This window comes from Planktothrix sp. FACHB-1355 (assembly GCF_014748295.1).
GTDB lineage: Bacteria > Cyanobacteriota > Cyanobacteriia > Cyanobacteriales > Aerosakkonemataceae > Aerosakkonema > Aerosakkonema funiforme_A.
This window is the reverse complement of record NZ_JACJUP010000839.1, coordinates 1-3,247: the sequence shown is the minus strand read 5'-3', so window position 1 is coordinate 3,247 and position 3,247 is coordinate 1. Positions and strand designations below refer to the sequence as shown.

The window sequence follows — 3,247 nt, the reverse complement described above, 5'->3', positions numbered from 1 at the left end:
CGATCTCTGGTATTTTTACCTTGATGGTCTTTCATTATGATACTTCTATCCCTTACCCGTATTTTTTTAAATACGAATTACACTAATTTTGTGTTCTTTAGCAAGAATAGAAGTGGAAATTATGGGTATTCAAAAAACCGTTTTTGGTAGTGTGGCTGAGAAGAAAAACTATGATAAGTTGAGCAGGCAATGGGGAGATAAATATTATATTTATCATAATCTCCCTTTCTTACAGGTGCTTAATACTGAAGGCATATCACTAGAACTCACATATCGACAGCTTGAGTACATTAAAAAAACAAGTATTGACTACATTTTTTGTGATAACGAAGGCAAGCCTTTAATAGCCCTAGATTTTGATGGTATGTTACAGGGATTTAATGTAGGCTTAGATTATCATAAATCCCAAAGCCATCCATCATTAGATAAAGAGAAGGAAAAAAATAGGGAAAATGGGTTTAAATTAAAGCTCAGAATAGCCCATGATTCATCTTTTCCTTTGTTTATTGTGGGATCTAAAGAATTTAAAGATTTTTCCACTGGGATATCGCTAACTATTGTTGATGCAATTATAGGAGAAATATTAGCTTCAAAAGCTTTTAATAATAATCTATTAGAACCTATACCAGATTTTAAAGATATTCTTGAAAAGACTGGCTTATCAGAGACGCTTTACGATGAATTTATAGACATATATGAAGATGAAACTGGAGAAATTATTCTTGATTATAACGAAGTGGGAAAATGGGTGTGGAGAGATTGGAAGTGTTACCTGAGAAGAAAAACTAACTTAGAAACAAATCCTATTGATGCAAAGATAAAAGAACTAAGAGATTGTTTGGCTGAATACATTGTTAAGGATAAATCGGCCAATACAATAATTATCGATAGGCAAGGAGAGTTAATTAACAATAATATCGAAGCTGAATATTTACGTAACCATCTTATGTTCGATCATTCATTCAATCCGCCCAATTCTAACCTAGATTTTGCCATATATTTGGAAGTAAAATGCTCTATAAATACAGAAAAGTTTGGATTAATAGAATCAACGGCTAGTTGTCCTAACTTTAAGTCAATTGAATTTAGAGCGTTATCACTTTTAGAGAAAGTTGCTGAACTTGTTGTTCTAACTAAAATTAGTAAAAAAGTTGATAAAACTTAGAAAATAAAAACAAACTCTAAGTTTTATTGCTGACTAATTCGGGTTCGATCGCCAATAATTATGGCTAAATATAAAGATATTGGGCAATCGCTACCATCTCGAACTAATCAATAATTACTGAGTTCAGAGAAGAGAGAAAACTTGCCGCACTCCATCCCTGACCTGCGACTTGTACTGGGAGGTGTCCTTTCGGAGCATCTAAACTGAAGTTGAGATAAGAAGACAACAAACACCCGCTTTTCACGCGCCATCCTACTTGCTCACAAAACTTTTTATAAATTTCTTCAGAATCGTTACTGATTTTACCTGACAATTCTAGCCAAATACTTTTCTGTACGCTAAATCCGAACTTGCCTTTACTGTATTTTAGCCAGAGTTTGTCAATAACGTTGAATTCTCTAGAGGAAACTGATTCAGCGTATGTTGCACTCATTTCGTATTGTTGCCCTGATAATTTAAATATCAGAGCCGCCGTTTCTTCATCAGCCTCTTTCCATTCTTGGGATGCCAGTAAACTTTGCAGCTTTCGGTATATCTTTGGCGTTTCTTCTTCTGTTATTTCTTCTACTTCAATTGATTCATCGTCAGATTCATCTTCTGAATCATCTCTAACTTTGAAAAACCAGTATAAATTAGCAACAGTTAAGTTTGATGCTTGTTGGAGATTTGATGTAACCAAAGTTTTATACCCAGCTAGTGCTGCTTGCTGAGTCACGTAAGATTCGCACTCCTGACGCAATTCAGGCTTAATCATCATTGCTAGCTGATCGCGCAGGGAATAAAAATGAGACTTTGGCCGCAATTTTTCATAATTTAATTGCTCTGCCGGAACAGAATTATCAGACGTATCGTAATTAACAGTTAATTCCGAATGTTGTAAATCAGCACTTTCAAGCAGTTTTAGCTCGGAAGGTGGAAGACTTCTTGCCCAATCTATTTGATTTTGCCAAGATTCTAATAAGACTAGATCGTGATCGTGAATTCTAGTTAATTCTGGAAATAGAAAATCAAGTTCATCATCACTACTACAATCACCTACTATATCAAGAGCATCTTCACGAATTTTAGCTTGGAGATGGGAAAGTCGATCGCTCACTGCTGCCGACTCTTTCTGCACTTGATAGGTAGCGATAATTGCTTGCTCAATTGCCCAAGCACATTCCAACCTGCGAAGTTTTCCTGCCGAACAGGTAGCTGACAACAACTCTCCATTATCGTAATCTGCCAAAGCTTGAAATAGCATCCCCCTAGCACCATCAATTTCAGCATTTCGGCGCTGAACATCTTGGATTTGCATTGCCGAGCGAAAACGGTGAAGCGCCTGAGTAAAAAGTCCGTAAGCTCGTACTAAAATTGTTCGATGATTTCTAAATTCAACATCAGTAGCGACTTGCTCAATAAGTTCTTTAATTTCTGCCCCTTGCTCCTTTAAAGCTTTTTTTAAATCGATAAAGCCTTCTTTAACTTCTAGCCTCAGTTGTCCTACTTCTTTTCTAAGTTTTAATGTTTGGTGCAGGTTAACAGCTGACAATGCTCCTACTGCTACAGTTCCCAAGCCGATAAAGGCTGTTGTAGCTTGTAGCACTCCCAAGCTAGACTGGATTGTTTGCAAACCTGCCTGGATAGCCGTAAATCCTTGGTGCATCTGATACATCTGCGTCGTACCCATCAGCATTTGTACGGGACTGACGAGCGGTGAGATGGCACTATTCTGGGCAAAAGCACCAATGGCATGAGCCACAAACCGTCCTGTAGCAGCATCCCTAGCCATTGCTATTGGCACGCCTGTGGAAGTGAAGACTTGCAGGTACTTACCAGCGTCAATAGCGGCTTTAACAGCAGGGGCAAACTCAAACAGCATATTTCTGCCCAATTTGGATTTTGATTAATTAGAGACTACCTGCTTTGGTCAACCAAGTTAACCGTATTTATACGGATAGAATTCTTTGAGAAATAAAATATGATATTATAACCAAAAAATATAAAAGCTAACTAATAATATGAATAAAGCGCAGGTTGGAACTGAGACAGTCGATCTTTTGTCGCGCATCACTGGACAAAAGCTTACTGAACGTCATCTCA

General features: G+C 37.3%; 2 protein-coding genes. One reads left to right on the top strand and one right to left on the bottom strand.

The genetic code is table 11. From position 1 onward, the window contains the following. Positions 1-121: 121 nt before the first annotated feature. Positions 122-1,165, top strand: a complete 1,044-nt coding sequence (locus H6S82_RS25715; RefSeq protein WP_190471441.1) for a hypothetical protein — start codon at positions 122-124, stop codon at positions 1,163-1,165. Between the two features lie 103 nt (positions 1,166-1,268). Here H6S82_RS25715 and H6S82_RS25710 read toward each other — a convergent pair whose 3' ends face one another. Beyond that, positions 1,269-3,026, bottom strand: a complete 1,758-nt coding sequence (locus H6S82_RS25710) for a GUN4 domain-containing protein (RefSeq protein WP_190471444.1) — start codon at positions 3,024-3,026, stop codon at positions 1,269-1,271. Between the last annotated feature and the right edge of the window lie 221 nt (positions 3,027-3,247).